Below are 25,490 nucleotides of genomic sequence, written 5' to 3' on the forward strand. Positions count from 1 at the left end.
GGGTGTTTCGGCGTGAGACGAAACACGGCGGCGACCGGCCCGTCCGCCCCTACACTCCCCGCATGTCCCGACTCCGTACCGCTCTTCCGCTGCTGCTCGCCCTGCTCACGGCGACGGCGTGCACCGGCGGCGAGGAGAAGGGTGCCCCGGCGAAGCCGCCGCGGCTGAAGAAGGCGTGGAGCGTGCCGTTCCCCGGCCCTCCCGCGCAGCTCCCGGACACGGTGTGGCAGGCCAAGGGCGTGCTCGCCCTGCCCACCGACGCGGACGGCCGCAACCTCGTCGGCCTCAGCGCCTCCTCGGGCGAGCGGCGCTGGCAGCTCCCGCTGCCCAAGGGCTCGGAGGGCCTCTGCGCGCTCTCCGAGCGGGTGAACGACAAGGGGATCGGCGGGGTCCTGCTCAAGGGCGAGGACGGGGAGTGCTCCCTCGCCGCCGCCGTGGACGCACGCAAGGGCAGGGTGCTGTGGACGAAGCCCCTGAGCGAGCCCAGCCAGCCCTCGTCCGACAGCCCCGGCGTCAGCGTCAGCGAACGGACGCTGACCGCGACGGTGAGCTGGCGGGAGGTCGTCCGCTTCCGTCTCGACGGCGACGAGCCGGGCCGGAAACTCCCCGCGCTTCCCCCTCTCTCCAAGAGCGTCAACGCCCCCATCGGCGCCGACCACGACGGCAGGCACATCGTCCTGCGCACCGCGCACGCGTTCATGCTGTACGACGCGGACAAGGGCACCCGCCTGTGGCAGCACCGCGTCCCCCGCGAGGGCTCGCACCTCACCGGCGGCCTCCTCTCCGCCGACCCCGTGGTCCTGGACGCGGCCGAGAAGGGGCACCGCCACTACCGCGCGTACGGGGCGGGGAAGCTGCTCGGCAAGGAGCTGATCCGCTCGGGGCGCGACGCCCCCTTCACGGGACGCGGCGTCCTCGTGGCGCGGTTCGTGAACGACCCCCGGGTACGGGCGTACGACATGCGCACGGGCAAGGAGGTCTGGGCGCGTACGTTCTCGCCGTTCGACCTGTTCGTGGGCGTCCGCGGCGGCGCCCTGCTCTCCACCCACGCCTTCAGCGGCGAGGAGACCTGGCTGCGGAGCCATGACCTGCGCACCGCCGCGCCGCGCACGCTCGGGCGCCTGACGGGGACCGCCTCGGAGGCCGACGCGATGGCCTGGGACTCCGACCGCCTCTACGCGCGGGTCGGCACGGCCGAGGGCGCCGAGCGCCTGGTGGCCTACACCCTCCCGGAGCGCGGCAGCACCCAGGAGTACCAGAGGCCCCCGGAGCAGACCGGCGCTCCGCCCGAACTCGGCGGCCACTGCGAGGCCGTCACCGACCGCTCGCTGCGCCACCTGAAACTCGCGCCGGGCCGCCCGACGCCCGAGACGTGCGAGTGGAGGGAGGACCACGAACCGTACGGAGCGCAGCGCTCGTTGAAGATCACGTTCAAGGAGTCCACCGACCGCGCGGCGGCCGAGGAGGACTTCCACGACGCGGGACAGATCACCGTGAACGAGCGGGGGAAGGCCCGCACGCTGCACGGACTCGGCACCGAGGCGAAGGTCTACACGCAGGGCACGGAGCGGGCGGAGAACGCGGCCCAGGTCGTCGTCCGCCACGGCCCCCTCACGTTCACGGTGCAGGCCGGCACGCAGACCACCAGCGTGGACCCCTCGATCCGCCGGAGCTGCCCCACCCCGCGCGGGACGGAGCGCGCCGCGCTCGGCGCCGCGAAGGACGTGCTGCGCTCACTCAAGGACGACCCCGCATGACACGATCGCGTACCGCCGTTCCCCTGCTGCTCGTCCTGCTGACGGCGACGGCCTGCACGGGCGGAGCGGAGAAGGCGGCCCCCGCGAAGCCGCCGCGGCTCAAGGAGGCGTGGAGCATTCCGTCCCCGCAGAAGCCCGCGGCGTCGGCGCACGAGAAGATCTGGCTCGCCCACGGCGTCCTCGCGATGCGCACCGGCAGCCAGGGCGACCAGCTCACGGGATACGCGGCAGGATCCGGCGAGCAGCGCTGGCAGCTGCCCCTCCCCAAGGGCACCACGGGCGTGTGCGCGCTCTCGGAGCGGGTCAACGGCAAGGGCGTCGGAGGGGTCCTGCTCGACGCGGGCGACGGCGACGAGCGCTGCTCCGTCGCCGCCGCCGTCGACGTCCGGCGCGGCAAGGTGCTGTGGAAGGAGCCGCTGGGCCGGGGCGACGTCCCCACGGGCGACGAGGTCCCCGTGAGCGTCGGCGAGAAGACCCTCACCGCCTCCGCCCGCTGGAACGACGTGGCCCGGTTCCGCCTGGAGGGCGGCGGCGACGGAGGGAAGCGGAAGCTGCCCGACCTCCCGCACTTCTCCGGGGGCGGGAGCAACTCCGGGCCCGTGCACCACGACGGGCGGTACGTCGCCGTGCAGAACAAGAGCGGGTTCGCGGTGTACGACGCGGACAAGGGCACCCGCCTCTGGCACCGCCCCGCCAAGGGCCGGGGGACCCATCTGGAGGGCCTGCTCTCCGGTGACCCCGTGGTCCTGGACGCGCTGGAGAAGGGCCACCGCTTCCCCCGCGCGTACGGACCGTTGGGCGGGGAGGGCGAGGAGTCCCTGCTGGGCAGGGAGCTGAACCGTACGAACAGGGAGGCGCCGCTGACCGCTCGGGGCACCCTCGTGACGACGTACGAGAAGGACAACCGCGTCTTCGCCTACGACATGCGCACCGGCAAACGGGCCTGGGCGCGGAAGCTCGCGCCGTCGGAGAGCCTCGTGGGCATCCGGGGCGGCACCGTCCTGACCCTCCGCCAGTTCAGCGCCGAGAAGTGGCTGCTCTCCCGCGACCTGCGCGGCGGCGCCCCGCGCACCCTCGGCCGCGTCACGGGCCAGGCCTCCGGGATCACCCCCCTGGCCTGGGACGCGCACCGCCTCTACGTCAGGGGCACCGACCGGAGCGGAGCCGAGCTGCTCCGCGCCTACGAGCTTCCCGCACGCGGCAGCGCCCGCTCCTACAAGGCGCCCGCGCACACCGTCGACGCGTCCGTGGCCTCCGAGGCGGAGGCGGCGTGCGCGGCGGTGAAACCGGACTCGCTGCGCGCCATGAAGCTGTCGGGCGACCGCCCGCCGCCCGAGAGCTGCACATGGAAGGAGGAGTACGAACCCGAGGGCGTGACGCGTGAACTCGCCGTCGAGGTGAAGGACCACGGCTCCCGCTCCCGGGCGAAGCGGGAACTCGCCTACCCCGAGGGCCTCGCGCGGGGCGTGGACCTGAGCCAGGCACGGGGCGCGCGCGGCCTCGGCGGCGGGGCGAAGGTGCTCACGCGCGGAAAGAGCCGCGAGGACAACACCTCCTGGGCCCTGGCCCGGCACGGCCGGTTCACCGTCGTCGTCAAGGCGGCCACGGAGGCCCGCGACCCCGACACGAGGGCCCCCGACCCCGACGTGGCGCGCGCGGACTCGCCCAGCCCCGAGCAGACGGAGCGGGCCGCGCGCGGCGCCGCGGAGGACGTACTGCGCTCGCTCAAGGACAGGACCTCATGACCCGCGTACGTACCGCGCTCCCGCTGCTCCTCGCGCTCCTGGCCGCCACCGCCTGTACGGGCGACGGCGGCGGGGAGAAGCCCGCCCCGGCGAAGCCGCCCCGGCTGAAGCAGGCCTGGAGCGTCCCCTCCTCGGGCGACGGGGTCTACGAGCCCTGGAAGAACAGCTGGCTCGGCAAGGGCATCCTCGCGTTCCGGACCGGCCAGGACGGCAAGAACCTCGTCGGCCACGCCACGTCCTCCGGTGAGCAGCGCTGGCAGCTCCCTCTCCCCAAGGGCACGGAACGGGTGTGCGCGCTCTCGAAGGGGGTCAACGCGAAGGGCATCGGCGGGATCCTCCTCGACGCGGGCGACGGCGACGAGCGCTGCTCCGTCGCCGCCGCGGTCGACATCCGGCGGGGCAAGGTCCTGTGGTCGAAGCCGTTGGGGGAGACGAGCGAGCCCCCGAACAACACCCCGGGCGTGAGCGTCGGCGAGACGACGCTGACCGCGACGGTCGGCTTCCACGGGCTGGCCCGCTTCAGCCTGGAGAAGGACGGCCGCAAGCTCCCCGCCCTCCCGCACGTCCCCAAGGACCGGGACGGCGTGGACGTCATCGACCACGACGGCCAGCACATCGCCCTGCACACCAGGAGCGAGTTCGCGGTGTACGACGCGGACAAGGGCACCCGGCTCTGGCACCGCCCCGTCGCCCGCGAGGGCGCCCGACTCGAAGGCCTCGTCTCCGCCGACCCCGTGGTGCTCGACGCGCAGGAGAAGGGCCACCGCAACTACCGCGCGTACGGGCCCGGAAAGCCGCTCGGCAAGGAGCTGATCACCACGAACCGGGAGGCCCCGCTCACGGGCCGCGGCATCCTGGTGGCGACCTTCGCCGACGACCCCCGTACGTACGCCTACGACATGCGCACCGGCAAACGCGCCTGGACCGCGAAGCGCACGGCGGCCGAGCTCGACGTCGGCATCCGCAACGGCGCCCTCCTCTCGGCGCGGCAGTACAGCAGCCTGGAGAAGTGGCTCGTCACCCACGACCTGCGGACCGGCGCCCCCCGCACCCTGGGCCGCCTCACGGGCCTGAAGGCGGCGGCCCGCCCCTTCGCGACGGACGCCCGCCGCCTCTACGTCCTGGGCCAGACACGCGCCGGGGCCCAGCGCTTGATCGCCTACGAACTCCCGCCCCGCGGCACCGCGAAGCGCTACACCCCGCCCGCCACGCAGACCCCGGTCCAGAACCCCCTGGGCGCCGCGTGCGACGCGGTCACGCCGCGCACCCTGCGCACGATGAAGCTGGCGGACGACCGCCCGCCGCCGGAGAGCTGCCACTGGGTGGAGCAGTACGAGCCGAGGGGCGTGAAGCGCGAACTGGAGGTCGAGACCGAGAAGCACGACGACGTCGCCGAGGCGAAGAAGGAGTACCGCGCCCCCGAGTCGCCGCTGGCCTCCGGGATGCTGGCCGACGCCCGCCCGGTACGCGGCGTCGGCACGGAGGCGAAGTCCGCCTCGTCCGGCGGCTCACGCGGCCAGAACCGGACCATCGTGCTGGCCCGCCACCGCGACATCACCGTCCAGGTCGTCGCGGGAACGGAGACCCTCCACCGCGACAAGTACCGCCACTCCCCGAGCCCGGAGGAGACGGAACGCGCGGCACGATCGGCGGCGGCGGACGTCCTCCGCTCCCTGCGGGCCCCGCGCTGACGCACGGTGCGACGGAGAGGGCCCGTACGGAAAAGCAGTACGGGCCCTCACCCCGTTCTTCCCGTTTGGGGATTCGGTGGGGCACCTACGCGGGTAGTGCTGGCGGCGGAGCACCGTGTGAGGTGAAGTGTTCTCCGGCGCGGGGCTCCGCCGATAGTGTGTTATGTCGTCAGGTACACAACGAGATCAGCAAGGCGGGACAGACCGGGCGGCGCAGAGTGCGGAGGCGGATGTGTCTACGGCGTTAGCGGTCACCAGCAAGGACCACATGCTGTCCCCGCCCGATCGGCACACCCCCCGCGCCCATGTCTTCACGGCACCCGGCGAGCAGCCGCTCGAAGAGGCGCTGGCCGAGACGCACGCGCTGCTGGAGCAGCACGGGTATCTGATCGCCGTCTACCCGGCCACCCTGCCCCGCGCGTACGTGCACCGGCTGCACACCCTCCGCTCCCTCCTCGACAGTCATCGCGTCGCCCTGCTCCCCGTCGACCTTCCGCCGCTCGCCACGGGCGTGCTCGTACGGCAGTTGCGGCAGCTCTCCCTCTGCGACTTCACCCCCGGCGTGCTGGGCGCGGCGGCGCGGCTGCTCACCCACTACCTCTACGCGGGCGCCCTGCTGGGCTCCGTCGCCAAGCTCGACCGGGTGCCGGTCACGCTCACCTCGCACACCAGGTCCTGGATGCCCGGCGCCCAGTTCGCGGTGCTCGCGGCGCCCCAGCCGCAGCTCGTACGGGTGGGGGACACCGGCGACATCGGCCGCGGCACCACGCTCACCGGGCCGCAGTTCGCCACGCAGCTCACCGTGGCGCGCGGGCAGCTCGTCTCGGAGTGGGCGCACACCGAGCTCGCGGGCGAGTGGCGGGTGGGCGACGTGGCCGAGGAGCGGCTGCCGGAGGACTCGGCGCGCTGGTGGGGCACGGGCAAGCTCGTCGAGTTCACGGCCGCCATCGCCGACGTCTCGGTGCTCTACCAGCTCGTGTCGTCGGTGCGCAGGGACGAGTGCCACTGGTGCGGGCTCGAACTCATCGGTGACCGCTGCGCGTTCTGCGCGGCCCCCGCCCCGCCGCCCCCGCCCCCCTCCCACGCTCCGGCCCATGCTCCGGCCCCGCAACCCGAGGCCGGGACCGCTCCGACGTCCCCCGATCTGGCCGACCAGGCCGTCGTCGCCGACCCCCGAGGAATCCGTCGATGAACTCACGCCAGCGCCGCGGCGTCATACTCCTGACCGTCTCGCTCGTGTGCGCCCTGGCGGCGTTCGCCGGGGTGCTCGCGGTCATCAGGAACGTGGAGTCCAAGGTCGGGGACGAGACGACGGCGTACGAGCTGAAGGAGGACGTGCCCGCCTACAAGGCGCTGGACGAGTCGCACGTCAAGAAGGTCAGCATGCCCAAGCGGTGGCTGCCCGAGACCGCCGTCACGAATCTCTCCGACATCCGGCACCGGATCGCGGTCAACCCGCTGAAGAAGGGCTCCCTGCTCCAGTCCGACATGATGGCCAAGCGTCCCGAACTCGCCGCGGGCGAGCAGGAGATCGCCATCATGATCGACGCCGAGACCGGCGTCGCCGGGAAGATCAACCCCGGCAGCCGCGTCAACATCTACGCCACCTTCGAGGGCGAGCAGCGCGACAGCTCCAAGGGCGGGGCGAACAAGTCCCCGTCCCAGTCCAAGGTCATCGTCAGCCAGGCCAAGGTCATCGACGTGGGCGAGCTGACCCCGCTGAAGAAGCACGGCGACGACGCCGACGACCAGCGCGCCCGGCAGCGCGAGCGCGAGGGCGTCCCGATCACCTTCGCCCTCAGCACGGTCGACGCGCAGCGCGTCGCCTACGCCGAGTCGTTCGCCGAGAACGTCCGTCTCGCCCTCGTCGCTCCCGGCGATGACGCCGAGGTCCCCGAGGACGACCGCACCTACACCCTCCCCGGCGACAAGTGAGGGTGAGTGAGGAGACGTGAGGCAGCCCATGGTCACTCGTATCCAGCCCGCGGTCAGCGACCCTGACGCGGCCCGCTCGGTCGTCACCCTGCTCAGCCAGCTCCCGGACAGCGAGCCCGTCCCGCCCGCCATCGACTCCACGCAGCTGCTGGACACGCTGGCGCAGCAGGCCGGTCCCGGCGAGCCGCCCTCGCTCGGCGACCTGCCCGAAGTGGTCCTCGTCCACGAGCTGATCGGCCCGCTGCCCGCCCTGGAGCTGATCCGGGAGGTGGCCCTCCGGTTTCCGGCGGTCGGCGTCATCCTCATCACCCAGGACACCAGCCCCGGTCTCTACTCGGCCGCCATGGACGCGGGCGCGCGCGGCGTCCTCGGCCTGCCCCTCGTCTACGACGAGCTGGCGGCCCGCGTCGGCGCGGCCTCCGCCTGGGCCACGGGCGTACGCCGGCACCTCGGGCTCGGCGCCGGACCCGAGGGCATGGCGATGGCCGGGGGCCCCGGCGGCCCGGGCTCCGGCGGTACGGTCGTCACCGTGACCGGCGCCAAGGGCGGCGTCGGCACCACCCTCGCCGCCGTGCACCTCGCGCTCGCCGCGGGCGCCTCCGGGCGCAACGCCGCGCTCGTGGACATGGACCTCCAGGCGGGCGACGTCGGCTCCTACCTCGACGTGCAGTTCCGCCGCTCCGTCGCCGACCTCGCGGGCATCAAGGACATCTCGCCCCGCGTCCTCCAGGACGCCGTCTACACCCACGAGTCCGGGCTCGGCCTCCTCCTCGCCCCCGGCGAGGGCGAGCGCGGCGAGGACGTCGACGACCGCGCGGCCCGCCAGATCGTCGCCGCGATGCGCTCCCGCTACGACCTCGTCGTCATCGACTGCGGCACCCAGATGAACGCCGCCAACGCCGCCGCCGTCGAAATGGCCGACAGCGCGCTCCTCCTCACCACCCCGGACGTCGTCTCCGTACGGGCGGCCAAGCGCATGGTCCGGCTCTGGGAACGCCTCCAGATCCGCAAGGCCGAGGAGACCCTCACCCTCGTCAACCGGGCCTCCCGGCACACCGAGATCCAGCCCCCGCTGATCGCCCGCATCACCGGCACCCCGGTGGCCCGCTCCACGGTCCCCTCGAACTTCAAGGAGCTCCAGTCGGCGGTCGACGCGGGCCGCGTCCAGGACCTCGACAGCCGCAGCAGCGTCAAGCAGGCGCTGTGGGCCCTGGCGGGGGAGCTGGGCCTCGTGCGCGAGGACGACCCGGGGTCCCGGTCCCGTTCCCGCCGCAAGCCCAAGGGGCGCTCCTCCGACCGCAAGACCCCTCAGGTCCCCGGGCTGCCGCGCGGCAAGGGCATCCCGGCGCAGCGCGCCCTGCCGCCCGGCCGCGACCTCGGCTCCGACCGGGGCTCGCTCTCCGTCGAGTTCGCGGGCATGGCCCCGATCGTCCTCGTCACGCTCGTCCTGCTGTGGCAGTGCGTCCTGATCGGCTACACCTTCTCCCTCGCGGGCAACGCCGCCGACGAGGCGGCCCGCGCGGCGACCTCGGCGGCGGCGTACGGGGACTCGCAGGGCGCGTGCGAGTCCGCGGCGAAGGAGCACTTGCCGACCAAGTGGGCTGAGGGCGCGGCCATCTCCTGCTCGAAGGGCGACCACCTCTGGAAGGCCAAGGTCGACCTGAAGACCCCGATCCTCTTCCCGGGTGGCGCGGGCATGCCCTTCACCGTGAACGGCGAGGCCGGAGCGGCGGAGGAGGGCGAACCGAAATGAGCGCCCTTCGCTTAGCGCCCTCGGTACGTCGTGGTGCGGTGCGTTCGCGGGTGCGGGCCTGCGCTTGCCCACCCTGCGCCCCTGGCGCAGACTGCCCAAGCGCAGCGCGAGACGTGCCCCGTAAGGGGCGCGGGGAACTGCGCGGCCAGCCACTACGCACCCGCGCGCGCGGGGAGTCGCGCAGGGGCACCCCCTTGCGAATTCGGGAAGGGGCGGGACTGGGGCAGGCTCGCCGCAGGCGAAGCGGCACCCGGCGATGGCGGGACGTACGGCGGCGCTGCTCCGGCGACAGAGGGTCCAGCTCTATCGAGTTCGCCGGGATGCTCCCGTTGCTGCTCCTCGTCGCCGTCGCGGCGATCCAGCTCGGGCTCGTCGGCTACGCCGTCCAGCAAGCAGGGACCGGCGCTCGCGCAGCGGCCCGTACCGCCACCCACGAGGACACCGAGGGCGCGTACGAGGCCAGCGGTCGCGCCGCCATGTCCAACTGGACGGCGAACAGGGCGAGTTTCGCGCTGGCCGGTGGTGGCGAGGAGGTGAAGGTGACGACGACCGTGACCATCCCCTCCCTCATCCCCGGCCTCGGCAACCTCGGCGAGGCCAGCCGCTCCGCGACCATGCCCCGCGACTGAGGCCGAGACCGAGCCAGAGAAGAAAGAGGAGGCCGACGGTGAGCCTGCGCTCGCGCATCACCACTCCCGAAGGCGCGCTGTCCCAGAACGCGCGGCGGCCCGCCGCCGACAGCACGAGCCACCTCGTGTCGGCCTACCGCACCAAGCTGCTGGAGGAGATCGACCTCGCGGAGATGTCGGCGCTCACGCCCGCCGAGCGCCGCGCCCGCCTCGAACGCGTACTGGGCCACATCATCAGCCGCGAGGGCCCCGTCCTCGCGACGCAGGACCGGTCGCTCCTCATTCGGAGGGTCGTCGACGAGGCCCTCGGGCTCGGTGTCCTCGAACCGCTCCTGGAGGACGGCTCGATCACCGAGATCATGGTCAACGGCCCGGACCAGATCTTCGTGGAGCGCGGCGGCCGCGTCGAGCAGGTGCCCGTCCGCTTCGCCTCCAACGAGCAGCTGATGCAGACGATCGAGCGCATCGTCTCGACCGTCAACAGGCGTGTGGACGAGTCGAACCCGATGGTGGACGCGCGCCTCCCCTCCGGCGAGCGCGTCAACGTGATCATTCCGCCGCTCTCCCTCACGGGCGCCACGCTCACGATCCGCCGCTTCCCCCGCGCGTACACGCTCAACGAGCTGATCGCGCTCGGCACCCTCGACGAGCACCTCCTCTCCCTGCTCTCCGGCTTCGTCAGGGCCCGTTTCAACCTGATCGTCTCGGGCGGTACGGGCAGCGGGAAGACGACGCTGCTGAACGCGATGTCCGCGCTGATCCCCGACCACGAGCGGATCATCACCGTCGAGGACGCCGCCGAGCTCCAGCTCCAGCAGCAGCACGTCATCCGGCTGGAGACGCGCCCGGCGAACGTGGAGGGCAAGGGCCAGGTCACCGTGCGCGACCTCGTACGGAACTCGCTGCGCATGCGGCCCGACCGGATCATCGTCGGCGAGGTGCGCGGCGGCGAGACGCTGGACATGCTGCAGGCCATGTCCACGGGTCACGACGGCTCCCTCGCGACCGTGCACGCGAACACCGCCGAGGACGCGCTGATGCGGCTGCAGACGCTCGCCTCGATGTCGGAGGTCGAGGTGCCGTTCGAGGCGCTCCAGGACCAGATCAACTCGGCCGTCGACGTGATCATCCAGCTCGCGCGGCTCGCGGACGGCTCCCGCAAGATCGTGGAGATCTCGATCCTCGCCTCGCACGGCCGCGAGACCTTCCAGATAGCCACCGTCTCGCGCTTCGCGGCCCGCCCGATGTCCGCCGACGGACGCGTGCACGGCACCTTCGAGCACCTGCCCGTCCCGGCGCGCGTGGCCGACCGCCTCTACATGGCCAGCGAACCCGTCCCCCCGGCCTTCGGCGTGGCCCGCTCCGCCGACCAGCTCGACACCAGAGAGGCAGTCTGAGGACCCCGCCATGACGACCGCCCTGACGACCCCGACCTCCGCCGGTTCCGCCGTGCTTCCCCTCGCGCTGGACGCCACCGCCCAGTTCGCGCTGGGCGCCACGCTCGTCGCGGGCGCCTTCGCCACCGTCGGCATCCTGACCTACGCCTCGGGCCGTGCCCGGCGCCGCGCGCTGATCGAGCGGCTCACCGCGAGCGGCGGCCACGGGCTGGAGCTGCCGCCGGGCAGCGGCGGCAGGCGCCGCCACTTCGCCGCGCTCGACCGCCGCCTGCGCGCCACGGGCGTCGGCCGCAAGCTCCATCTCAAGCTGGCCGCGACCGGGCTCGACCTGACGCCGGGCGAGTTCTTCGTCTACATGACCGGTCTCGTGGCCGTGCTGTGGCTGGGCGCCGCCTCGGTCCTCGCGCCGTTCTTCGGGCCGATCGCGGGGCTGTTCGGGGCGCTCGCCGCGAACGCGTTCCTCAACTACCAGCGGCAGCGGCGTACGGAGCAGTTCATCAACCAGCTCCCCGAGCTCTCCCGGATCCTGGCCAACGCGACCTCGGCCGGGCTCGCTCTCCGTACGGCCCTGGGCATGGCCGCCGAGGAGCTGGAGGCCCCCGCGGGCGACGAGCTGCGGCTCGTCACCAACCAGCTCGCCGTCGGCCGCTCCATCGACGACGCGCTCAACGAGCTCGCCGAGCGGCTGCCCTCCCGCGAGCTCGTCGTCCTCGTCACCACGCTCGTCCTCTCCAACCGCGCGGGCGGCACCATCGTCGGCTCGCTGCGCAACCTCACCAGCACGCTGGAGGAGCGCAAGGAGACCCGGCGCGAGGTCCGCACGATGCTCGCCGAGGTCAACGCCACGGCGTTCACGATCCCCCTGCTCGGCCTGGGCGCGATGCTGATGATGAACTCGATGATGCCGGGCGCCCTCGCCCGCGTCACCGGCTCCCCGATCGGGCAGGTCGCGATGCTGATCGCGGTCGGCCTCTTCGCCGCCGGGTTCCTCGTCATCCGCCGCCTCGGCAGGATCGAGGTGTAGTCCGATGGTCGCCCTGCTGCTCGCCACGGTCTTCGGCTTCGCGGTCTACGGCGCCTTCGCGGGCGTACGGATGTACCGCGCGGAGACGAAGCTGCCGCCCGACCTGGAGGTCGCGCTGGAGGTCGGCGCCACCCGCGCGACCCCGCGCCAGCGCGCCATCGACCGGATAGGCATGCGCTTCGCGCCCCTCGTCCTCCAGCTCATGGGCCCGTCCCTGGTCGACAAGAAGCGGAAGAAGATCGACCAGGCGGGCAACCCCGGCGGCCTCACCATCCAGCGGTACGCCGCGCGCCGGGCCGCGTACGGCCTCTTCGGCATCGTCATGGGCCTGCTCGGGCTCGCCGCCGGGAGCGTCTTCTTCCTGGTCCTCGTCCTCGCCTTCGGCTGGTTCGCCGCCGACCTGGGCATCTGGCAGGCGATCCGCGACCGCAAGCGCGTCATCGAACGGACGCTCCCGGACTTCCTGGACGTCCTCGCGGTCGTCGTCTCCGCCGGTCTCGGCTTCCGCCAGGCCCTGGAGCGCGTCGCCGACCGCTACACCGGCCCCTGGGCCGACGAACTCCGCATCACCCTGCGCCAGATGGACATGGGCGTCAGCCGCCGCCAGGCCTTCGACGAACTGCGCAAGCGGAACTCCAGCGACCAGGTCGACCAGTTCGTCACCGCGCTCCAGCAGGGCGAGGAGCTGGGCGCCCCGATCGCCGAGACCCTCATCCAGATCGCCACGGACATGCGCCGCACGGACGCGCAGAACGCTCGCCGCAAGGCCGCCAAGACGGTGCCGAAGGCGACGATGACCACGATCGCCTTCCTGCTGCCCGGTACTTTGATCTTGATCGTCGCCACCTTCATCCTCGGGTCCGACACAGACTTCGGGTCTGTCTTGAACGGTGGCTGACCGTGGCTGTCGACCGTGTCCTCTTTCCGAGGGCTGGGCGGGGGGTGCCCCTGGCCGTGCTCCGCAGGCTGCGGGTGCGCGGTGGTTGGCCGCGCAGTTCCCCGCGCCCCTGCGGGGCGCCTGCGCCCGGGATTCAGCTCAATGCCCTCCAGGCGCTCTGCCGTCAGGTCTTCACGTTCCGCATCGTCATCACGGCCGTCAGTACGCCCTTCGCGCTCTCCGGCGCCTCGCTGCCCGTCTGGCTGGTGGGCGGGGCTATCTGTCTGACGGTGCTCGTGTCGTACGCCGTGCTGCGGGACTGGGACCGGTTCGGGCCGCTGCTGCTGCGGCACCCCGCGCTGCTCGCCGCCGACGCCGCCTGCCTCGCCCCGATGCTGGTGACGGCGACGTCGAACTCGCCGGTCGGCTACATCACCGTCAGCACCTCGCTGCTGGCGGGCCTGCTGTACGGGTGGCGCCGTGCGGGTCTCTTCACGGGGCTCCAGATGGCGCTGCTGTGCGTGGCGTACCACGCGTGGGGCCAGGACCTCTCCCTCGCCGCGAGCACCCTGCTGCTGGCGGGGTTCTGCGTGGTCGCGGGCGTCGTCGGCGTCACGTTGCGCAACCTGATGTTCCGCTTCGGCTCGGCCACGCACGCCCTCTCCGAGGCGCGCTCGCGGCTCGCCGTGACGGACGCCGTGGAGGCCGAGCGGACCCGGCTCGCCCGCGAGATGCACGACTCGGTCGCCAAGACCCTGCACGGCCTCGCGCTGGCCGCCGAGGGCCTGGCCCGCTCCGCCGACCGCACGGACCCCGGAACGCTGGGCAGGCAGGCCGCCGTGGTCGCCTCCGCCGCGCGCCGCGCCGCGAGCGAGTCCCGCGACATCCTCTCCGGGCTGCGCGGCGAGACCTGGCGGCACACGGACGGGACCGACCTCGCGGACGAGCTGAGGCGCCGCGTCAAGGACTTCGAGGGCCGCACCGGCATCCGCGCCGACTTCGAGGCGGCCGGGCCGGAGGCCGTACTGCCCGCCCCCGTGGTCCGCCAGGCCCTCACCATCGCCGAGGAGGCGCTGGAGAACGCCCACCGGCACGGCGACCCCACGCACGTCCAGGTGACGGCGGCCCGCGTCGGCCGTACGTACCGCCTCACCGTCTACGACGACGGGCGCGGCCTCCCGCCGTCCCTCACCCTCTCCGCGCTCCGCGAGCGGGGCCACTTCGGGCTGCTCGGCATGGTGGAGCGCGCCGCGGAGATCGGCGCCCGCCTCCGCGTCGGGCGCGGCACGGCCGCGCACGGGACGGAGGTCCGCCTCGAACTCCCCCTGCACGTTCCGGTTCCGCCCCCGCCCCCACCCACTACTGGAGGTCCGCAGTGGAGATCTCAGCATTCCTCGACCGCAAACTGGCCCGCCGGTTCGCCACGTACGACAGCGACGGTGACGGCTTCGTCGACCGTGAGGACTTCGAGACGGCCGTCTCACGCCTGGGCGACGCGTTCGGGCACGGACCGGACTCCAAGGAGCTGGAGCGGCTACGGAACCTGAGCCTCGGCCTCTGGGAGCGGCTCACGCGCGTCGCCGACCGCGACGGCGACGGGCGCATCACCGAGGCCGAGTACAAGTCCGCCTTCGCCGCCGGACTCCTGGTGACCCCCGACTCCTTCGCCGAGGGCTACGTCCCCTTCCTCGACGCCCTCATGGCCATCGCCGACCGCGACGGCGACGGCAGGCTCACCAGGGACGAACAGGTCCTGTGGACCGGAGCGCTGATGAACCTCCCGGAGGCCGACGCCCGCGAGGTCTTCGGCCGCCTCGACACGGACGCGGACGGCCTGATCACCGCCTCCCAGATGCTGGAGGCCATCCGCGAGTTCTACTTCTCCGAGGACCCCCGCTCCACCGGAACCTGGCTCCTCGGACCCCTCGACCCCTCCTGACCCGACCCGCGCGACGGGAGGGTGGGGCTGTTACTGAAGTGGCCACGTCAGTACGCTCACACAACGTGGCGCACGGGCGGCACGACGTGCCGGTGCGTTGTTGATCAGACCGAACGCACCGGGAGTTGTCCGTAATGAGCACGTTGAGCACGCGCACGACCCGCCGCGCACCGGCGGCCGCGGCGGTGGCCGTCTCCGCCGCGCTGCTGCTGGGCGCCTGCGGCGGCGAGGACGGAGGCGGGGGCGGCAAGTCCTCCGACGCGATCGAGGGCGCGGGCAAGAAGGGGGACGACAAGTCCGCGTCCGAGTCTGCTTCGCCCTCGAAGGAGGCCGGTGCGCCGGAATTCGACCTGCCGGACGATCTCAAGCTGAAGGTCGAGAAGTCGGATACGGGGGACGAGACCAAGGACCAGGTTCTCGGCGATGCCGTCAATTCCGCGAAGGCGCGGCTGGAGGCGTACACCAAGGGCAAGCCCGCGACGGCCAACATGGTGCGCTACTTCAAATACCCGGCCCTCCCCGCATGGGGAAAGGACATCACCCGCTTCCGTAAGCGCGGGGTGACGAACACCGGTGAGTTCCGCTACTACGACTTCAAGGTGCGGAGCGTGGAGAAGAACGGCGCCTGGGTCACGTACTGCGAGGATCAGCACCGCGCGTACGCCAAGGAGATCAAGTCGGGCAAGGTGCTGAAGACCAAGCCCAGCAAGCAGGACTACACCCTGTTCGAGTCCGGCCTGGCGAAGAACAGCAAGGGCGAGTGGCAGGTGACGCAAGCGAAGTCGACAAAGGGGGAGAAGTCATGCGTTCCGCAGTAGGAAAGGCCCGGGTGGGCACAGTCCTGACCGTCTCGATGGCGACGGGCCTGCTCGCGCTGGGGCAGACCCCGGCGGTGGCCGGGAACGGGGACGGCACCACGGACACGACCGAACAGGCCCCGGCCACCGGAAATCCGTCCAACACCATCGGCTCGCTGGTCACCTTCAAGGGGAACGCGCCCAAGGGCGGTACGCCCATGGCGGCGCCCGCGGGAGTGGAGTGGAAGCCTCCGGCGTGCTGGTACGAGCCCATGTGGAAGCCGAAGGAATACAAGAAGGCGATGGAGCAGTCGAATCCGCCCGGCGCTGTGCTGGGGGATTACGAGGAGGAGTTCTACGCCTACAAGGACAAGCGGAAGAAGCAGAAGTACAACGTCGGCAAGGACGGCCTCTGGTGGTCGCTGAAGTACGACAGCGACCGTGACTACGAGGGCGCGGGCTGCCTCGCGAAGGATCCCGACCTGTGGGTGCCGAAGGGCGAGCCCCCGGAGGACCCCGCCGCGCTCGACCCCGAGATGCTGGCGAAGCTCGCGTACAAGCAGACCAAGCTGCCCGCGCCGCCCGTCACCCTGCGCCCCGCCAGCGGCAAGCAGGTCGTGAACCTGGAGACGCACGTCGGGTTCAAGGCGCCGCTCGACCGGGTCTGGGTCACCGCGAGCATCGACCACATGGGCGTGGACCTCGCCGCCACCACCGTCGCCACGCCCGCCTCGCTCAAGGTCTCGGCGGGCACCGCCGACGCCGACCCCGCGAACTGCACGTACGACCTGAAGAAGGGCGAGAAGGGGTACGAGGTCGACAGCGAGGACGCGGGCTGCAACATCACCTACCGGCGCAGCTCCGGCAAGGGCACGCACCCCTTCAAGGCGTCCCTGGTCTGGAAGGTGACCTGGACCGACTCCGCCGACCCCGACGGCCCGGCGCAGCAGCCCGCGTTGCCGGACGGACAGTCGGAGTACGAGCAGGACGTGACGGTCAAGGAGATCCAGTCCATCGTCAGGGACTGAGCGGCACGCGCCCCAGCTCCCAGCTTCCGGCTCCGGCTCTAGCGGAACGCGGCGACGTTGCGTGCCGCCCAGTCGGCGAACGGGCGCGGGGCGCGGTCGAGGACCCGCTCGACGTCCGGGCTGACGCGGACCTCCGCGGGGCTCGGGGCGCCGATGATGTCCAGGGTGTCGTCGGCGAGTTCCGGCGGCAGGGTCTGGACCATGGCGGCCTTGGCCTCCTCGCGGGTGAGCTCGTCGAACCGTACGGGCGTGCCGAGCGCGGCGGCGAGGGCCGCCGTCTGCTGCCGGGGAGAGATCGTCTCCGGGCCGGTCAGCTCGTAGACGCCCCCGGTGTGGCGGTCCTCCAGCAGGCAGGCCTTCGCGACCTCCGCGATGTCCGCCGGGTCGATGACCGGCAGTCCGACATCGCCGAAGGGGGCGGCGACGACTCCCCGCGTACGGACGGACTCGGCCCACCACAGGGCGTTGGAGGCGAAGCCGCCGGGCCGCAGCACGGCCCACTCCAGGCCGGAGTCCCGCAGGGCGTCCTCGACCGCCCGTACCGCGATCCGGGTCGTGCCGGACGGCCGGGTCGCCACGCCCTGCGAGGAGAGCAGGACGACCCGGCGGACGCCGCTCGCCGCGGCCGCGCCGATGACGTCGGCCGGCCGCGCCCCGGGGGCGTGCAGGTCGCCGGAGAGGAGCAGGAACATCGCCTTGGCCCCGTCCAACGCGGCTCCGAGCCCGGCCGGTTCGGTCAGGTCGGCCGCGATGTGCCGGACCCCCTCCGGTACGGCCGTGGCGTGCCGCGACACCGCCGTCACCTGCTCGCCCGCCTCGGCCAGCGCCCGCGTCAACGGCCGGCCCACGTTCCCGGTAGCTCCGGTCACCACGATCATGAGATTCAGCTCCTCGTCAGGTGTCTCTCTGTGCGCCGTCGACGCTAGGAGCTGGGCTCACTTTCCGTAAGGACATACCTGAAGGTAAGCTCATCCCATGGCGGGAGGCGCGCAGTTCACACGGGCCGAGGCGGGCGGACGGTATGACGTGTTTCACACGGACTGCCCCGCGCGGGACATGGTCGACCACGTCACCAGCAGATGGGGCATCTGGGTCCTGATCTCCCTGCGGAGCAACGATCTCCGGTTCTACGAACTCCGGGAGAGCATCCAGGGCATCAGCGAGAAGATGCTCGCCCAGACCCTCCGCGCCCTCGTCCAGGACGGCCTGGTCTGGCGCGAGGTCGAACCGACGACCCCGCCCCAGGTCACCTACGGCCTCACCGACTTCGGCCGCGACATCGGCGCCCCCCTGACGGACCTCTTCGACCGCATCACCCGACAGCTCTCGACGCGCGGCGAGGGCGGCGAGGGCTAGAACGCTCTCGCTCTCTCAGACCGGCTGGCCGATCGGGCGGATCGTGAGGGTGTTGACGTCGACGTTCGGGGGCTGGGTGAGGGACCAGACGAGGGCGTCCGCGAGCTGGTCGGCGGTGAGGAGGTTGCCCTCCGGTACGCGGCCCGAGTGCTCCCAGAACGGCGTCTCCACCCGCCCGGGCGCGACGAGCGTGACGCCGATGTCCTCGCCGGTCACCAGCAGCCGGATGTTCTCGGCGAGCCCGGTCACGGCCCACTTGGTCGCGCCGTAGAGGTTGCCCGGCGTGTGGATCATGCCCGCGACGCTGCCCACGAGGACGATCCGCCCCCGCGATTCCCGCAGGGCGGGCAGCGCCGCCCGTACGAGCAGCGCGGGGCCCAGCACATTGGTGAGGACCATCTCGCGCCACCTGTCCGGGTCGCCGTCGGCGAGCGTGCCGGGCGTCGCGAACCCGGCGTTGGCCACGGCGTGGTCGAGCCGGCCGAACGCCTCGACGGTCCCGTCGACGGCCGCCTCCACGTCCCCGTTCTCGGCGGCGTCCCCCGCGAACGTCAGCAGCCGTTCCGGCTCCGCGATCTCCTTCGCCTCCGCCGCGAACCGCGCGAGCCGCTCCTCGCTCCGCCCGGTCACGGCGACACGGTGCCCCCGCTCCAGCAGCGACCGCGCCGCGGCGGCCCCGATCCCGCTGCTGCCTCCGGTGATGAGGGTGACGGGCGATGCAGTGCTCATGCGTAACTCCCCGAGTGTGCACGGCCCTTGCGGGCCTTGCGGGCCTTGTGCGGAGCCATGACTGAACCACTTGGAGAGCACTCGAAGTCAACGACGAACGCAACGGCTCGCTCAGCGGCCCGCCGGAACCGGCCGTCCCTCGCGTGCACAGGCCGAGCGGACGGTGGCGGCGAGCGCCTGCGCGTACCGCTCGCCGGGCGAGAAGCGGAAGGTCTGGCGCCCGCGCGCGTTCCGTACGGTGAACTCCACGACCGGCATCCGCGCGTCCGCGGGCAGCCCCTGGCAGGAGACGATCCGCGCGTCGACGGTCACCCGCCGTTCGTGCGGGACGCGGACGGGGCGGTCCCCGTAGAGATCGAGCTCGATCCCGCCGTACGTCTGCCGGACGCGCTCGACGGTGACCTTCGACGAGGAGTTGGCGACGAAGCCGAGCGTGAAGGTGCCGGAGCCCTTCGCCGTCAGGTCCCCGACGCCCGTGCTCCACATCTCCACGGCCTTCGCGGGACTGGGCGGGCCGGGTGGCGAGGGCGGAGGCCGGTCGGGCCGCTGCGCGTACGCGTAACTCCCGAGCGCCATCAGCAGGACGACGGCAAGCGCGCAGCCCACCACCCTGCGCACCCGGCGCGATAATCCGTGCCACTGCTCCCCGATGCCGGGCCGCTCGGACCCGGACGCGAGCACTTCCGCTGAGCTGCTCGGCCGTTCCCCCATGTATCGAGTGAACCTCGAACAGACGTTCGTGTCTAGCCGTCGAACTCGCCAGCTGATACGGAAAATGGCTGGTTGGAGCGTTTCAGAGGGTGGCTGTGGTGGGAGCGGGATACGAGAGGGAACGGTGCGTGAACGGGGCGGGAGTCGCCGCCCCGGCAAGGCGCCGTTCCCGGGCCGTTCCTGGGCGTCCCGCCCGTCGCTATGGTGAGGGACGGTACGTGACCACGTGGTCACACGTTCCCCTCCCGCACCACCCCGGCCGTGTCGAGAGGAGTCGGCGCCCATGCGGAAGAGCACGCGTGGCACGACCGCGCTCCGGATCGTGGTCGTGGACGACAACCCCGTCGTACGGGCGGGGCTCGGCGTCCTCCTGGAGGGGCGCGCCGACCTCGCGGTCGTGGCGGAGGCGGCCGACGGCGCGCGGGCGTGCGACGTGACGTGGGCCCACCGCCCCGACGTCGTCCTCCTCGACGTCCGCATGCCGGGGGTCGACGGCATCTCGGCCCTACCCCGCCTCGTCGCACTCGCACCGGTGCTGATGCTCACGTACAGCCGCGAGGACGCGATCGTCCACGAGTCCTTACGACTGGGGGCCCGCGGCTACCTCGTCCACGGCGAGTTCGACGCGGACCAGCTGGCCACCGCCGTCCACGACGTCGCGGCAGGCCGCGCCCCCTTCTCCGCGACCGCCTCGCGCGCCGTCCTCGACCTGGCGCGCGCCCGTACGGCCTCGTACCCCCTACCGGAATCCCTCGGCACGGCGACGGACGATTTCCGGCCGTCAAACCCCGTAATTCCGTCCGGGATTTCCCGTACCTCTTCGCCGCCGCAACGAGTTGTGGCACAGTCTGCATCCGGACAGCAACACCGCGTGGCGCACGGTCTGACGGACAGTCTGAGCGACAGGGAGGTGGAAGTCATGGATCTCATCGCCTCCGGCATGACCAATTCCGAGATCGCCGCCACCTGTTTCATCAGCGAAAAGACCGTCAAGAACCACATCAACCGCATCTTCACCAAGCTGCACGCGTCCAGCCGGAGCGAGGCCATCGCCCGCTGGCTGGGCACGGCACCGGGAGGGGGCGCGACCAGCCGTGGCTGACCCCCGACGCGACCCCCGACGTGACCCCCGACGCGGAATTCCCCGGAATTGGGCCTCCCGTTGGGCCCGTGGACCCATGCGGGCCCGTACGACCCAGAAGTACGTTCCCCCCGTCAGCAGCGAGAGCGGTACCGGCTGCCCCCCACCGGCGACCGGTACCGCACCCCGCGCCGCGGACCCCGTGGGGGACACCGTCTTAGCCACGTACGGAGGAGAGCGCGATGCCGAATCCCAGGCGCATGCGGAGCTGGCGCGACCGACTGGTGACCCACATGCGGGGCCGTTACGGCGACCGGGGCGCGAGCGCGACGGAGTACGCGGGCATCGTGATCCTGGTCGCGGGGATCATCATCGCGATCCGTGCGCTGGGACTGGACGCGCTGATCTCGACGGCGATCCTCAACGCCGTCAACCAGGTGCTGGGCGGCTGATCAGTCGGCGGACCCCGTACGACGACAAGGGGCAGACCCTCATCATGTACGCCGTGGTGATGGCGGGTCTGCTCTTTCTGGCATTCGCCTTCTTTGCAGTTGCCCAGGCCAGCACGGTGCGCAACGGCGGCCAGTCCGCGGCCGATTCGGCAGCCCTCGGCGCCGCTCAGGACGACCGGGACGAGCTCTTCGACGGCTTCATGGAGGCCCTCGACGACGGCGACGCGTGGAAGGAATGGCTGGCGGGCGACGCGCCCCTGGAGGGCGACGGCTGCGGCGAGGCCGATCATTTCGCGGGCCAGAACCGGGCGGACGTACTGAGCTGCGACCAGATCGAGCGCAACGGTGACGACGGCTACACCGTGGAGATCGAGACCCGCTTCGACACCGGCGACACGATCGTTCCCGGCACGGACCACAAGAAGGCCAAGGCGAAGGCCAACGCCGTGGTCCAGCCCCTCTGCGAGCCCGATGAGGACGAGGGCGGCGGGGACGAGATCCACATCACCTGTGAAGACGAGGACTTCACGATCGACCCGGACGACGACGACCTCGATCTCAAGCCCGCGGATCTCTTCGACGTGGTGCTGGTCGACTGATGAGCCAACGACGACAGAGGACGAGCGACACATGAGCATTCGGCGCACCATGACGGGCCGCAGGGGAACAGCCGCTGCGGCGATCACAGCGGGCCTCGTCCTCACGGTCGTCGGTTGTAGCAGTGACGACGGCGGCGACGGCGGTGAGAAGTCCGCGGCACCCTCCGGCCAGAAGAACGAGGACAAGGACAGCGGCGAACAGACCGGCGACGACGGGAGCGGTGGCGAGCCGCTGGCAGAGCTCAAGGGCGCCGACAAGGTCGTGCTGACGATCACGTCCGCCAAGCGGGACGAGGGCGGGTTCGTCACCCTCTCCGGAGAGGTGAAGAACACCGGCACCGGGGCCTGGAGCGGCGTCGAGTGGAAGTCGGACGAGACGGAGGTCGCCAAGGCCAACCCCTCGTCCATGGCGGCCGCCCGCCTGGTCGACAAGGAGGGGAAGAAGCGCTACTACGTGCTGCGCGACACCGAGGGCCGGTGCCTGTGCACCTCGTTCAAGGGCGGGCTCTTCCCCGGAAAGACAAAGACCTGGTACGCGCAGTTCCCGGCGCCCCCCGAGGGGAACAACAAGGTCGACTTCCAGATGGCGGACCTCCCCGCCTCCAGCATCACGATCTCGGGGGAGTGACGAGATGCGTCTCCTGCGCACCGTCGCGTACACCTCTGCGTCGACCGCGCTCGTTCTCGGCGTGACCGCCGACGTCGCGTACGCGGACGATCCCACCCCGAGCCCTTCCCTCTCGCGGCCGTCCACGCTGCCCACGCCCTCCCCCCTCCCCACCGACGACCCGACGACCATCCCCACCGGCGGAGCCCCGTCCCTGCCGGGGGAGACCGGGCCCGGGGAGAAGGGGTTCAGTGAGCCGCCGGACAACATCGGGGACTCGAAGCCGGCCACGAAGGTGGATCCGGACGCCGACGGGCTGAAGCTCGCGGACGGGGCGAAGCTCGCGGAGCCCAAGGTGCTCGACATCAAGTTCGTCACCGAGGACCTGGGCGGTGAGGAGCGGCGCGAGGACAGCACGGAGAAGACGAAGTTCACGCTCCAGGCGGAGGTGCTCTTCCCCAAGGACAGCCCGAAGCTGAACGCGGGGGCGAAGGCGCGGATCAAGACGATCGCGGACGAGGCGAAGAAGCAGGACGCGAACCAGGTCAACGTCTTCGGCTTCACGGACGACCTCGGGTCGTACGCGCACGGCAAGACGCTCTCGAAGAAGCGCGCCTCCGCGGTCCAGTCGGAGCTGGCGACAGCCCTCGGCTCCGACGTGAGCTTCAACGTCCGCGGCTACAGCGAGGACTACCCCGTGGCGGACAACCGCACGGAGGAGGGCCGCGAGAAGAACAGGCGCGTCGAGGTCTCCTTCCCCCGGAAGGAAGACTGACAGAGCCACTGCACAGGGCGGCGGGGTCGTGCGGCGGGGTATGTTGCCGACTCGTCTGCCCTGGAGGGAACTTGAGCACCCCGTCCCGCCCGCGTACGGCGCGCCCGCGCGGGTGCACCGGCTGTCTCGCGCTCCCGTTCACCCTGGCGATCCGGATGTTCCGGCCCGCGCGGGAGGACCGCGTGGTGGATACGGGCATCGAGACGGCGCAGATCGCGCGTACGGCCATCGGGGTTCTGGCCTCGCTCTGGCTGCTCTACGCGTACCCGCTGCGGGAGGAGGCGTCCGCCGTCTTCATCGGCAAGCTGGGGGAGGTCATCCTCAGCGCGGGGGTGCTGATCGTGGCGGGGCCGGTCGCGATGACGGTGTTCGTGCTGTGCGCGCGGCCGCCGTTGCGGCGCGTCTACCGGGGGCGGGTCCACGAACCGCTCCGCGCGATGGGGACGTTCTTCGGGACCGGAGCCGTCTTCGTGTTCATGATCTCCGGTGGCGTGAGCGGCTTCGGTGCGGCGTCGATCCTCGTCGTGCCCGTGTTCCTCTTCACGATCCCGTTCGGCATCGCGGGGGCGCTCCTCGCCGTGCACTACGTCTTCCGTACGGCGGACGTGCACGAGGTCCTGCCGCCGCTGGTCTCCCCGGTCCTGGTCTGGGCGATGTTCGTCTTCCAGCTCTTCGACGACGCACCGGTGGTCGCCCCCGCCGTCGTACGCGGGGTGTTCCTCGTCGTACCGCCGCTCTCGGTGACGGCGCTGTCCGTGTGGGAGCTGTGGCGGCTGCGGACGCGGTACGGGATCACTGTGCGTGGCGCCTTGGGGCGAGGAGAGGGACGGATTCCGGTGTTGCGAGAGTGACGGGTTCGCTACGCTGACGAACGCTGCGCGGCGGTCATGTACACGTAAGCGCCCGTCGCTCGTGACCGATTCCACTCCCGGGAGTTCCGCACCATGAGCAAGCGATCCAGCCGTCAGTTCATTGTCGGGGCCGTGGTCCTCAGCGCCTCGCTGCTGCTCGGGGCGTGCGGCAGCGACGGGGGAGACGGGAAGTCCTCCGACGACATCGAGGGCGCGGGGAAGAAGGCGGGCTCGAAGAGCGATGCTTCGCCGAGTGCGAGTGAGTCGGCGGGGGCGGAGGCGCCGGGTGCGCCGGAGTTCGACTTCCCGAAGGATTTCCGCGTGAAGATCGATGCCGACACGACCGGCGACAAGACCAAGGACACGGTGCTGCGCGATCACGGGTACGCGCTGCAGGCGATCGAGATGGGTTTCGTCCATGAGAAGCCCGACCTGTCGATCATGAAGAAGTACGTCATCGGAGACGCCGATGTGCAGTGGCGCAGCAGCATCACGGATTACCGGGAGGGCGGCGTCACCAGTACCGGCACCGTGCACTACTACAACCGCAAGGTGACGCTGCTGAGCGGCGGCAAGTCGGCAACAGTCCAGTACTGCGAGAGCGACCGTCACGCGTTCGACAAGGACATCAAGACGGACAAGGTGAAGCGCACCAAGCCAGGTCCCGACGATTTCGTCAGCATCCAGGACCGGATGAAGAGGGGCTCTGGAGGTACGTGGCAGATCGTTCGGACAGCAGGGAAGGAGGGGGCCAAGCAATGCGCCGAATAGCACCGCGCCACGGGGTCGTCTGCGGGTTACTGATCGCCGGTCTTCTGGCGGCCGGTACCGGGCCCGCCGAGGCGGACCGGGGCAAGAAGGTACCGCCCGCCACGCCTGCCCCCGACGAACCCGGAAACGACTCCGTCTCTTCGATGGTCCAGTACAAGAAGGTCAACGTCCCGGCGGGCGGGGCGGCGATGGCCGCGCCGCCCGGCGCCGCGTGGGAGCCGCCCGCCTGCTGGTACGAGCCGAAGTTCACGGCGGGGGAATTCGAGAGCTTCGCCGCCCGCATCGACCACGGCACCGGGGACGAGGGCACCGGAAACGGGATGCGGGACCACTACGGGGACTTCCACAAGGGCGACAAGGGCAAGTGGTACTGGCGGGTCTACGACGACAAACGTACGGGCGAGGCGCCCGACTCCTGCTTCGAGGGCGACGCCTTCCAGTTCATCGGGCCCGACGACCCCGCCCCCGCCGATCTGCCCGTGATCGACCCGGAGATCCTGGCCGGGCTCGCCTACCGCCAGACGAAGCTGCCGCCGCCCGACCTGAAGCTCAGCCCCTCACCCGGCAAGCAGGTCGTGAACCTGGAGACGCATGCCGCCTTCGCGAAGAAGCTGGACCGCGTCTGGGTCACCGCGAGCCTGAAGGGGATGGGCCTCGACATCGCGGCCACCACCGTCGCGACGCCGGTCAAGCTGCGCTTGGAGGCGGGGACCGAGGACGCGAAGCCCGCCTCGTGCACATACGACCTGGGCAAGCGCGGCGCCGGTTACGCGGTGGACAGCAAGGGCGCGGACTGCAACATCACGTACCGCCGTTCGTCGGGCGACGGCACCTATGCCCTCAAGGCCTATCTGACCTGGAAGGTCACCTGGTCCGAGGGCGAGAGCCCGGACGGAGCGCCGCAGGACCCGGCGATGCCGGACGGGGAGTCGCAGAGCGAGACGGCGGTGACCGTGAAGGAGATCCAGTCCATCGTCCGCGACTGA

The 25,490-nt window shown here is 71.6% G+C and carries 25 protein-coding genes and 1 pseudogene; 23 read left to right on the forward strand and 3 right to left on the reverse strand.

Features of this window, described 5'->3' with window-relative positions; translation table 11 throughout:
• Positions 1–62 precede the first annotated feature (62 nt).
• The 14 genes and pseudogenes from ACGF3A_RS03175 (at position 63) to ACGF3A_RS03240 (ending at position 16,572) form a co-directional block, all read left to right on the forward strand.
• Entirely contained in the window at positions 63–1,757 is a 1,695-nt protein-coding gene (locus ACGF3A_RS03175; RefSeq protein ID WP_393725201.1) for a PQQ-binding-like beta-propeller repeat protein, read from the forward strand.
• Positions 1,754–3,502, forward strand: coding sequence for a PQQ-binding-like beta-propeller repeat protein (locus ACGF3A_RS03180; protein ID WP_393725203.1), 1,749 nt, complete (start codon positions 1,754–1,756; stop codon positions 3,500–3,502). Before ACGF3A_RS03175 ends, ACGF3A_RS03180 begins: the two co-directional genes overlap by 4 nt.
• Positions 3,499–5,193: a hypothetical protein gene (locus ACGF3A_RS03185; RefSeq protein ID WP_393725205.1), complete on the forward strand. Its 1,695-nt coding sequence runs from the start codon at positions 3,499–3,501 to the stop codon at positions 5,191–5,193. The genes ACGF3A_RS03180 and ACGF3A_RS03185 overlap by 4 nt, the downstream gene beginning before the upstream one ends.
• A gap of 232 nt (positions 5,194–5,425) precedes the next feature.
• Positions 5,426–6,385, forward strand: coding sequence for a hypothetical protein (locus ACGF3A_RS03190; RefSeq protein ID WP_393725207.1), 960 nt, complete (start codon positions 5,426–5,428; stop codon positions 6,383–6,385).
• Positions 6,382–7,128 (forward strand): Flp pilus assembly protein CpaB, encoded by a 747-nt coding sequence (cpaB, locus tag ACGF3A_RS03195; RefSeq protein WP_393725209.1) that lies wholly within the window; start codon positions 6,382–6,384, stop codon positions 7,126–7,128. Before ACGF3A_RS03190 ends, cpaB begins: the two co-directional genes overlap by 4 nt.
• Before the next feature lie 28 nt (positions 7,129–7,156).
• Positions 7,157–8,881 carry a CpaE family protein gene (locus tag ACGF3A_RS03200; protein ID WP_393725211.1) on the forward strand — a complete coding sequence of 575 codons (1,725 nt, stop codon included), beginning with the start codon at positions 7,157–7,159 and terminating at the stop codon, positions 8,879–8,881.
• A 305-nt stretch (positions 8,882–9,186) separates the two neighbouring features.
• Positions 9,187–9,510 (forward strand): TadE/TadG family type IV pilus assembly protein, encoded by a 324-nt coding sequence (locus ACGF3A_RS03205; RefSeq protein WP_393727118.1) that lies wholly within the window; start codon positions 9,187–9,189, stop codon positions 9,508–9,510.
• A gap of 38 nt (positions 9,511–9,548) precedes the next feature.
• Positions 9,549–10,907 carry a CpaF family protein gene (locus ACGF3A_RS03210; protein WP_393725213.1) on the forward strand — a complete coding sequence of 453 codons (1,359 nt, stop codon included), beginning with the start codon at positions 9,549–9,551 and terminating at the stop codon, positions 10,905–10,907.
• Between the two features lie 10 nt (positions 10,908–10,917).
• Complete coding sequence (locus ACGF3A_RS03215) at positions 10,918–11,931, forward strand: type II secretion system F family protein (protein ID WP_393725215.1); 1,014 nt, start codon at positions 10,918–10,920, stop codon at positions 11,929–11,931.
• A gap of 4 nt (positions 11,932–11,935) precedes the next feature.
• Positions 11,936–12,829, forward strand: a complete 894-nt coding sequence (locus tag ACGF3A_RS03220; RefSeq protein ID WP_393725217.1) for a DUF5936 domain-containing protein — start codon at positions 11,936–11,938, stop codon at positions 12,827–12,829.
• A 2-nt stretch (positions 12,830–12,831) separates the two neighbouring features.
• Positions 12,832–14,355: a sensor histidine kinase gene (locus ACGF3A_RS03225; protein WP_393725219.1), complete on the forward strand. Its 1,524-nt coding sequence runs from the start codon at positions 12,832–12,834 to the stop codon at positions 14,353–14,355.
• Positions 14,250–14,747: pseudogene (locus ACGF3A_RS03230) on the forward strand (EF-hand domain-containing protein); the annotation flags it as partial. The gene ACGF3A_RS03225 and the pseudogene ACGF3A_RS03230, both read left to right, overlap by 106 nt.
• Positions 14,748–14,881: 134 nt before the next feature.
• Positions 14,882–15,565: a hypothetical protein gene (locus ACGF3A_RS03235; RefSeq protein ID WP_393725221.1), complete on the forward strand. Its 684-nt coding sequence runs from the start codon at positions 14,882–14,884 to the stop codon at positions 15,563–15,565.
• Positions 15,550–16,572 carry a hypothetical protein gene (locus ACGF3A_RS03240; RefSeq protein ID WP_393725223.1) on the forward strand — a complete coding sequence of 341 codons (1,023 nt, stop codon included), beginning with the start codon at positions 15,550–15,552 and terminating at the stop codon, positions 16,570–16,572. Before ACGF3A_RS03235 ends, ACGF3A_RS03240 begins: the two co-directional genes overlap by 16 nt.
• A 38-nt stretch (positions 16,573–16,610) precedes the next feature.
• Here ACGF3A_RS03240 and ACGF3A_RS03245 read toward each other — a convergent pair whose 3' ends face one another.
• Positions 16,611–17,450 (reverse strand): SDR family oxidoreductase, encoded by an 840-nt coding sequence (locus tag ACGF3A_RS03245; RefSeq protein ID WP_393725225.1) that lies wholly within the window; start codon positions 17,448–17,450, stop codon positions 16,611–16,613.
• Between the two features lie 97 nt (positions 17,451–17,547).
• Between ACGF3A_RS03245 and ACGF3A_RS03250 the strand changes: the two genes are divergently transcribed.
• On the forward strand, positions 17,548–17,928 hold the full coding sequence (locus ACGF3A_RS03250; protein ID WP_393725227.1) for a winged helix-turn-helix transcriptional regulator: 381 nt from the start codon (positions 17,548–17,550) through the stop codon (positions 17,926–17,928).
• Between the two features lie 15 nt (positions 17,929–17,943).
• On the opposite strand, the gene ACGF3A_RS03255 is transcribed toward ACGF3A_RS03250, so the two are convergent.
• Both ACGF3A_RS03255 and ACGF3A_RS03260 read right to left on the reverse strand, forming a co-directional pair.
• A complete protein-coding gene (locus tag ACGF3A_RS03255) occupies positions 17,944–18,657 on the reverse strand; it encodes an SDR family oxidoreductase (protein ID WP_393725229.1) in 714 nt (237 codons plus the stop codon).
• Between the two features lie 111 nt (positions 18,658–18,768).
• Entirely contained in the window at positions 18,769–19,368 is a 600-nt protein-coding gene (locus ACGF3A_RS03260; protein ID WP_393725231.1) for a hypothetical protein, read from the reverse strand.
• A gap of 283 nt (positions 19,369–19,651) precedes the next feature.
• Here ACGF3A_RS03260 and ACGF3A_RS03265 point away from each other — a divergent pair, with 283 nt between their 5' ends.
• The 8 genes from ACGF3A_RS03265 (at position 19,652) to ACGF3A_RS03300 (ending at position 25,490) form a co-directional block, all read left to right on the forward strand.
• The gene (locus ACGF3A_RS03265; protein WP_393725233.1) at positions 19,652–20,470 is read left to right on the forward strand and encodes a response regulator; all 819 of its coding nucleotides are present in this window, start codon (positions 19,652–19,654) and stop codon (positions 20,468–20,470) included.
• 221 nt (positions 20,471–20,691) lie between these two features.
• The gene (locus ACGF3A_RS03270; RefSeq protein WP_393725235.1) at positions 20,692–20,901 is read left to right on the forward strand and encodes a hypothetical protein; all 210 of its coding nucleotides are present in this window, start codon (positions 20,692–20,694) and stop codon (positions 20,899–20,901) included.
• A 44-nt stretch (positions 20,902–20,945) separates the two neighbouring features.
• Positions 20,946–21,500 (forward strand): hypothetical protein, encoded by a 555-nt coding sequence (locus ACGF3A_RS03275; RefSeq protein ID WP_393725237.1) that lies wholly within the window; start codon positions 20,946–20,948, stop codon positions 21,498–21,500.
• 31 nt (positions 21,501–21,531) lie between these two features.
• Positions 21,532–22,128 (forward strand): hypothetical protein, encoded by a 597-nt coding sequence (locus ACGF3A_RS03280; RefSeq protein ID WP_393725239.1) that lies wholly within the window; start codon positions 21,532–21,534, stop codon positions 22,126–22,128.
• Between the two features lie 4 nt (positions 22,129–22,132).
• Positions 22,133–22,882: an OmpA family protein gene (locus ACGF3A_RS03285; protein ID WP_393725241.1), complete on the forward strand. Its 750-nt coding sequence runs from the start codon at positions 22,133–22,135 to the stop codon at positions 22,880–22,882.
• A 71-nt stretch (positions 22,883–22,953) separates the two neighbouring features.
• Complete coding sequence (locus ACGF3A_RS03290) at positions 22,954–23,733, forward strand: hypothetical protein (RefSeq protein ID WP_393725243.1); 780 nt, start codon at positions 22,954–22,956, stop codon at positions 23,731–23,733.
• A 93-nt stretch (positions 23,734–23,826) separates the two neighbouring features.
• Positions 23,827–24,504 (forward strand): hypothetical protein, encoded by a 678-nt coding sequence (locus tag ACGF3A_RS03295; protein WP_393725245.1) that lies wholly within the window; start codon positions 23,827–23,829, stop codon positions 24,502–24,504.
• Positions 24,492–25,490, forward strand: a complete 999-nt coding sequence (locus ACGF3A_RS03300; RefSeq protein WP_393725247.1) for a hypothetical protein — start codon at positions 24,492–24,494, stop codon at positions 25,488–25,490. The genes ACGF3A_RS03295 and ACGF3A_RS03300 overlap by 13 nt, the downstream gene beginning before the upstream one ends.

This window comes from Streptomyces sp. NPDC048172, from assembly GCF_043202595.1.
Taxonomy (GTDB): domain Bacteria; phylum Actinomycetota; class Actinomycetes; order Streptomycetales; family Streptomycetaceae; genus Streptomyces.

Excerpts from the sequence above, each read along its gene's own strand:
- ACGF3A_RS03175 (WP_393725201.1), top strand. The coding sequence starts at position 63 with ATGTCCCGACTCCGTACCGCTCTTCCGCTGCTGCTCGCCCTGCTCACG.
- ACGF3A_RS03180 (WP_393725203.1), top strand. The coding sequence starts at position 1,754 with ATGACACGATCGCGTACCGCCGTTCCCCTGCTGCTCGTCCTGCTGACG.
- ACGF3A_RS03185 (WP_393725205.1), top strand. The coding sequence starts at position 3,499 with ATGACCCGCGTACGTACCGCGCTCCCGCTGCTCCTCGCGCTCCTGGCC.
- cpaB (WP_393725209.1), top strand. The coding sequence starts at position 6,382 with ATGAACTCACGCCAGCGCCGCGGCGTCATACTCCTGACCGTCTCGCTC.
- ACGF3A_RS03200 (WP_393725211.1), top strand. The coding sequence starts at position 7,157 with ATGGTCACTCGTATCCAGCCCGCGGTCAGCGACCCTGACGCGGCCCGC.
- ACGF3A_RS03215 (WP_393725215.1), top strand. The coding sequence starts at position 10,918 with ATGACGACCGCCCTGACGACCCCGACCTCCGCCGGTTCCGCCGTGCTT.
- ACGF3A_RS03220 (WP_393725217.1), top strand. The coding sequence starts at position 11,936 with ATGGTCGCCCTGCTGCTCGCCACGGTCTTCGGCTTCGCGGTCTACGGC.
- ACGF3A_RS03235 (WP_393725221.1), top strand. The coding sequence starts at position 14,882 with ATGAGCACGTTGAGCACGCGCACGACCCGCCGCGCACCGGCGGCCGCG.
- ACGF3A_RS03240 (WP_393725223.1), top strand. The coding sequence starts at position 15,550 with ATGCGTTCCGCAGTAGGAAAGGCCCGGGTGGGCACAGTCCTGACCGTC.
- ACGF3A_RS03245 (WP_393725225.1), bottom strand. The coding sequence starts at position 17,450 with ATGATCGTGGTGACCGGAGCTACCGGGAACGTGGGCCGGCCGTTGACG.
- ACGF3A_RS03250 (WP_393725227.1), top strand. The coding sequence starts at position 17,548 with ATGGCGGGAGGCGCGCAGTTCACACGGGCCGAGGCGGGCGGACGGTAT.
- ACGF3A_RS03255 (WP_393725229.1), bottom strand. The coding sequence starts at position 18,657 with ATGAGCACTGCATCGCCCGTCACCCTCATCACCGGAGGCAGCAGCGGG.
- ACGF3A_RS03260 (WP_393725231.1), bottom strand. The coding sequence starts at position 19,368 with ATGGGGGAACGGCCGAGCAGCTCAGCGGAAGTGCTCGCGTCCGGGTCC.
- ACGF3A_RS03265 (WP_393725233.1), top strand. The coding sequence starts at position 19,652 with ATGCGGAAGAGCACGCGTGGCACGACCGCGCTCCGGATCGTGGTCGTG.
- ACGF3A_RS03270 (WP_393725235.1), top strand. The coding sequence starts at position 20,692 with ATGCCGAATCCCAGGCGCATGCGGAGCTGGCGCGACCGACTGGTGACC.
- ACGF3A_RS03275 (WP_393725237.1), top strand. The coding sequence starts at position 20,946 with ATGTACGCCGTGGTGATGGCGGGTCTGCTCTTTCTGGCATTCGCCTTC.
- ACGF3A_RS03280 (WP_393725239.1), top strand. The coding sequence starts at position 21,532 with ATGAGCATTCGGCGCACCATGACGGGCCGCAGGGGAACAGCCGCTGCG.
- ACGF3A_RS03285 (WP_393725241.1), top strand. The coding sequence starts at position 22,133 with ATGCGTCTCCTGCGCACCGTCGCGTACACCTCTGCGTCGACCGCGCTC.
- ACGF3A_RS03295 (WP_393725245.1), top strand. The coding sequence starts at position 23,827 with ATGAGCAAGCGATCCAGCCGTCAGTTCATTGTCGGGGCCGTGGTCCTC.
- ACGF3A_RS03300 (WP_393725247.1), top strand. The coding sequence starts at position 24,492 with ATGCGCCGAATAGCACCGCGCCACGGGGTCGTCTGCGGGTTACTGATC.